Raw genomic sequence first — 6,180 nt, forward strand, 5'->3', positions numbered from 1 at the left:
AGCCCGTGGCGTGCGGCGGCTATCGGGGAAGATGCCCACAGCGTACTATCGGCCACGACCGGCCCATCGCGTTTACTATCAAGCTGCCGATCGAGAGGTAGCTCCACTCAAAAAACTGCCGTCCTGCCTACGGGAGCAACTCGACCTGAGGGACCTGCCCATCGAGCGGCGGCAATCCGGCCGACACCTGCTACACGGCGCTCAGCGTGGGCGAACTGCAGGTCCTTGATGCTTCGGACTCACAGATTCGACGCTCGGCAGCCGGCCGAGCGCTGCAAGAGCGACCTCTCAACGTGGAGTTGAAGCGACAGGCCGACTGCAAAATCGGAACTGGCGACCACCATTCCATCAGGTGACGAGAGAACCCTTCTTCAAAGCGCGATACGGCGCTTTCACGTTTCACCAATCGTACCTGCTACACGCGCGCCGCCCACGCGATCAACTCGCGCCGCTTCTACCCCCGCCGTGCCAAACCTCCTCGACGATGTTCATCGCCGCCGCGATCAGTGGCTCCTCTTGGCATTCCTGACGGCAAATGAAGCCAAGTTCGGCGGGTACCGACACCGCATCGGCAATGACGATGCCTTCGGCGTGCGCAGCACGCAGCGCGAGACTTTCGCGCGCAAGCGCCAGCGCGACACCCGACTTCACCAGATCGATCATCGAGGGCTCGAGATCGACCCGTGCGACGACCCGCTGCGCAACGCCCTCAGCGGCAAAGATGCGGCTCAAGAGGCGCGAATGGACTGAGTCGGGCGGCGTACCGATCCACGGTAGCCGCGCAAGGTCGCGCCATCCTTTCCCCCGCACCTGGCCGCTCCAGCCTGCCGGAGCAATGACGCGATAAACGAACGCGGTTAGCGTGACAACGTAAAAGCGATCCTTCAGTTCCGCCAACCCGGGTGGGCCGAGCGCGTAAGCAACGTCGAGCCGCCCCGCCTCCAACTCGCGGGCAACCGCGCCCGACATGCCGTGTGATAGTTCGAACGACAGACCGGGGTGGCGCTCCGCCAGCAGGCGCAGGAACGGCCCCATGCGCAGGAACTCGGGATCGACGATGGTGCCGAGCCGCAACCGTCCCGTCACCGAACCCTTCAGCCTCGTCGCCGCGGCGCGGAACTCGGCCGCGGCAGTCAGCGCCCGCTCGGCGGCCGGCAACAGCTTCTGCCCCGCCTCGGTCAGGCGCATGCCGCGCGGTCGCCGCTCGAAGAGCATGACACCGATTGATTCATGCAACTTCTTAAGCTGCAGGCTGAGCGCCGGCTGGGTGACGAAGAGCCGCTCCGCGGCGCGGGTGAGGTTGCCCTCGCGTGCCACGGTGACGAACGCGCGCAGTCCTGAGTAGTCCATTCTGTAATTAGCAATTCGAATAACGAAATCAAGAATAACTCATTGGACCCTCTGTAGTACATGGTTCTAAATACGATCCATCGTCACAACCGTCACACAGCGAAGGAAGAGACATGAGCCTTACTTACATCAACGCCCCCGAGCACATCGGCCACTGGATCGACAACGAACCCCGTCCGGCCGGCGAGCGTAGCCAGCCGGTTTTCGACCCGGCTTTGGGTCGCTCGACCCGTCAGGTCGGTCTGGCCACCGAAGCGGAAGTCGACGCGGCGGTCGCCAGCGCCGCCACCGCACAGCACGCCTGGGGCGCGATGGCGCCGCAGAAGCGCGCGCGGGTGCTGTTCAAGATGAAGGAACTGGTCGAGCGCCACACCGACGACCTCGCCCGCCTGATCACCCGCGAGCATGGCAAGACCTTCCCGGACGCCAAGGGTGAAGTGCAGCGCGGGCTAGAGATCATCGAGTTCGCCTGCGGCATCCCCCAGCTCTTCAAGGGGCAGTACTCGGACAACGTTGGTGGCGGCATCAGCAACTGGAGCCAGCGCGCACCGCTGGGCGTCACCGCCGGCATCACGCCCTTCAACTTCCCGTTCATGGTCCCGATGTGGATGGCGCCGGTGTCGATCGCCTGCGGCAACAGCTTCATCCTCAAGCCCTCCGAGCGCGACCCCTCGCCCTCGCTGCTGACCGCCGAGCTGTTCCGCGAAGCCGGACTGCCAGCCGGCGTGTTCAACGTCGTCCAAGGCGACAAGCTCGCGGTCGATCGTCTGCTGAACCACCCCGACGTGCAGGCAGTGAGCTTCGTCGGCTCGACCCCGATCGCCAAGTACATCTACGAGACATCGGCCCGCAACGGCAAGCGCTCGCAGGCACTGGGCGGTGCGAAGAACCATATGGTGGTAATGCCTGACGCCGACCTCGATCAGGCCGCCGACGCGCTGATCGGTGCCGCCTACGGGTCCGCCGGAGAACGCTGCATGGCGATCTCGGTCGCGGTCGCGGTCGGCCATATCGCCGACGAACTGGTCGACAAGGTTGCCACCCGTGCCCGCGCGCTGAGGGTGAACGACGGTGAAGCCGAGGGTGCCGACATGGGCCCGATCGTGACCGCCGAAGCCAAGCAGCGCATTGAAGGCTACATCGCCTCGGGCGTCGAGCAAGGGGCGACGCTGGTGATGGACGGTCGCGGGCTGGTCGTGCCGGGCCGCGAGCAGGGTTACTTCCTCGGCGCCTCGCTGTTCGACAACGTCACACCGGACATGAAGATCTACCGCGAGGAAATCTTCGGCCCGGTGTTGTGCGTGGTGCGGGTCGACACCTTCGCCGAGGCGGTCGAGCTGGTCAATTCGCACGCCTTCGGCAACGGCGTCGCCTGCTACACCCGTGACGGCCGCACCGCACAGGAGTTCGCGCAGAAGATCCAGATCGGCATGGTCGGCATCAATGTGCCTCTGCCGGTGCCGATGGCCTGGCACTCGTTCGGTGGCTGGAAACAGAGCCTGTTCGGCGATCACCACAGCTACGGCGAGGAAGGCGTGCGCTTCTACACCCGCTACAAGAGCGTGATGCAACGCTGGCCGGATAGCGGTTCGAAGGGGCCGGAATTCGTGATGCCGGTCAATTGACCTTTCACTGAAAAGACAAGCTGTACGGCGGGCTTCGGCCCGCCGCCTACTGATCGGGTCCGACGCCGTATGCGGCTGGAATCCCGCCGGCCCCGTGCGCGCCGGGCGGCGGCCCTCCAAAATTCGAATTCAGGAACTTCCCATGAAAGATATCGGTGAATTTGACTACGTCATCGTTGGCGGCGGTGCTGCGGGCTGCGTGCTGGCCAACCGCCTCTCGGCCGACGCGGACGTCAGCGTGCTGCTGCTCGAAGCCGGCAACGACGAGAAATGGATCTGGACCAAGATCCCTGTCGGCTATCTCTACTGCATCAACAACCCGCGCACCGACTGGTGCTACAAGACCGAGCCCGAGCCGGGCCTGAACGGACGCAGCATCATCTACGCCCGCGGCAAGGGGCTCGGCGGCTCGACGCTGATCAATGCGATGCTCTACCTGCGCGGCCAGGCCCGCGACTACAACGAATGGGCCGAGCTCACCGGCGACGCCGGCTGGAGTTGGGACGCGGTACTACCGCACTTCAAGGGCGTCGAGGACAACTGGCGCGGCGGCAGCGAGCACCATGGCAGCGGCGGCGAGTGGCGGGTCGAGCAGCAACGCCTGCGCTGGGACATCCTTGACCGTTTCGCCGAAGCTACCGCGGAAGCGGGCATTCCGATGACCGAAGACTTCAACCGCGGCAATAACCTCGGCGTCAGCCAGTTCGAGGTCAATCAAAAACGCGGCACCCGCTGGAGCGCAGTGCGCGGCTTCCTCGATCCGGTGCGCCACCGGCCTAATCTGACCATCGTCACCGGTGCGCTGTCCGACCGGCTGCTGATGGACGGGCGGCGGGTGAAAGGCATCATCTTCCGCCGCGATGGCGAGGAGTGCGTCGCCCGCGCACGCATCGAGACCGTGCTTGCGGCTGGTTCGCTCGGTTCGCCGGCGATCCTGCAGCGCTCGGGCATCGGCGACGGCGCAACACTGCAAGAGCTCGGTATTCCACTCGCCCATGAGTTGAAGGGGGTCGGCAACAACCTGCAGGATCACCTGCAGCTGCGCAGCATCTTCAAAGTGAGCGGCATCAAGACCCTGAACCAGCAGGCCAACAGCCTGTGGGGCAAGGCGATGATGGGCCTGGAATACGCCTTCTTCCGCCGCGGCCCCTTGACCATGGCGCCGAGCCAGCTCGGCCTGTTCGCCTGTTCCGACTCCTCGGTCGAAAACCCAGACCTCGAATACCACGTGCAACCGCTCTCGCTGGACAAGTTCGGCGACCCGGTGCACAAGTTTCCGGCCTTCACCGCCAGCGTTTGCGACCTGCGCCCGAAATCGCGCGGTCACGTCACGATCCGCGACCGCGACCCGGCGAGCGCGCCGCGCATTGCGCCAATGTATCTCACCGATCCGGAAGATCGCGCCAAGGCCGCCAGAGCGATCCGCCTGACCCGGAAGATCGCGGCCCAGCCCGCGCTGGCACCGTTCAAGCCGGTCGAGCACCTGCCCGGCCCGGGCTTCGAGACCGACGAAGATCTGGCGGTCGCCGCAGGCAACATCGGCACCACGATCTTCCACCCGGTCGGCACCTGCAAGATGGGGCGCGAAGACGATCCGAGCGCGGTGACCGATGCCCGCCTGCAAGTGTTGGGGTTGGGCGGCCTGCGCGTGGTCGATGCATCGATCATGCCGACCATCACCTCCGGCAACACCAGCTCGCCGACGATCATGATCGCGGCACGCGGCGCGCAGATGATCCGCGAGGACCGACTGCGGTCAGCCTGAAGTTGCAGACGGGGCGCCAGCCGCGCTGCATTTGCTGGCGCCGGTATTACCAATCAAGCTGACAGACTAGTATGTAGCTCGGGGTGCGGTGATTAGCCAACCCGCCCAGTTTTCTTGTCAAGAGTGAAGGAGCAGCGGCAACCCGTTCTGGGCAGGAAAGCAACGAAGCCGATCGTTGCGGCTGTTCTGCGATAAGCGATCGATTACCAGGGCGGAGAAACGCGGGTCAGAGTGCAGAAGGAAGTGTTTGCAGGTGCGGAAGTTTGCGGCGCCAATTTGTCGCTCAAGCATTTGCCTCGACGCACAAATCACGCAGGCAGCAGCCAAGGATCTCTGCGACCACGGTGATTGGGAACGGGCCCGCAGACTTCAGCACCTGCACGGTGGATCTGGAGACCACACAGACCGATTTTGACATCCGCTACGGCATGCGACGCCTGCAGCCGCCCGGGACGATGGTGGTGCCGCTCCCGCCCGAGACCATCGTGCCCCTGTGCGCGCCGGCGCTGATAAACGGCGATCATCCGATCCGCAAGACCCGTGACCTCGCCTTCCATACCCTGATCCACGGCGAGGTATGTCTGGTCGGCTGGCGAGAATTGATACGGCGACACCGCACGGTCAAGCTCGACATTTCCCGCGGCCTGCTCTTCGATCGGTCGTTCATGGCTATCAGCGCGGCGGTCGACGGGCTCGACGTATGCCTATAGAGCTTGTTGCTGGCCCGGCGAGATCTCGAGGCCAGCGAGCTTGTGGCACCGCTCGGCCTCTTCGGGCCGCAAATGCGGGTTTACACGTTCAACATGCTGAGGCCCCGGGCCGATCTGGCCAAGATCAGGGACTTCCAACAGTGGTTGTTCCGCGAGTCGGAACAGGGCGCGAAATTCGCTCGCGCTCGCCGAAGGGTTTGTGAGCCCAGGCCGGCGGCGAGGGCGGCGAATTGCTTGCCGCGCTTGTCGATGCTGAACTGTTCGCGCTCATCCGGCGCATTCAGCAGCGCTTTGATGCCTAGATGTCTTTGCGCGTTGAAATTTGAGGAGGCCCCGGAAATCTGAACAGGGCGAGAAGTGAATGCTGCTTCCGTGATAAAGCCCAAGAATCGTGCCGACAAGGAGACCGTAGCATGAGCAGAAAACCACGCTGGAACCACTCGCCGGCATTGAAAGCCGAGGTGGCGCTGGAATGGTCAGGTCGCAGGATCGAGGACTTGCAGTTCGCGCTCGCTGAGAGCCTCAAGCGGCAGGTGTCGGCCGGATTGCAGCTGCTCAAATTGAGCAAGCTGGGCAGCAACTCAGGCAGAGGTCTTGTCCGTGAGTTATGCCCACGGGCGGCCGCTCCACTCATACACCTGCCACTGGAGCCCCAGAGACTCATCCGGCAGCTTGGGGTCGTTATGGAGAGATTTGCATAGCGACCCCTATGCGCAGATCCCAACTATGC

Annotated in this window: 4 protein-coding genes; 3 read left to right on the top strand and 1 reads right to left on the bottom strand. The window is 64.1% G+C overall.

What is annotated here, in order from left to right; genetic code table 11:
• Positions 1–438: 438 nt before the first annotated feature.
• Positions 439–1,350, bottom strand: a complete 912-nt coding sequence (locus PLC66_RS21990) for a LysR family transcriptional regulator (RefSeq protein WP_324544324.1) — start codon at positions 1,348–1,350, stop codon at positions 439–441.
• A gap of 113 nt (positions 1,351–1,463) precedes the next feature.
• On the opposite strand from PLC66_RS21990, the gene PLC66_RS21995 reads away from it, so the two are divergent.
• From PLC66_RS21995 to PLC66_RS22005, 3 genes are all read left to right on the top strand, one after another.
• Positions 1,464–2,975, top strand: coding sequence for a CoA-acylating methylmalonate-semialdehyde dehydrogenase (locus PLC66_RS21995; RefSeq protein WP_270069094.1), 1,512 nt, complete (start codon positions 1,464–1,466; stop codon positions 2,973–2,975).
• 142 nt (positions 2,976–3,117) lie between these two features.
• Entirely contained in the window at positions 3,118–4,740 is a 1,623-nt protein-coding gene (locus PLC66_RS22000; protein ID WP_270069095.1) for a GMC family oxidoreductase, read from the top strand.
• Between the two features lie 383 nt (positions 4,741–5,123).
• A complete protein-coding gene (locus tag PLC66_RS22005) occupies positions 5,124–5,450 on the top strand; it encodes a LysR family transcriptional regulator (protein ID WP_270069096.1) in 327 nt (108 codons plus the stop codon).
• Positions 5,451–6,180 lie beyond the last annotated feature (730 nt).

It is taken from the genome of Thauera sp. (assembly GCF_035444905.1).
Taxonomy (GTDB): Bacteria; Pseudomonadota; Gammaproteobacteria; order Burkholderiales; family Rhodocyclaceae; genus Thauera.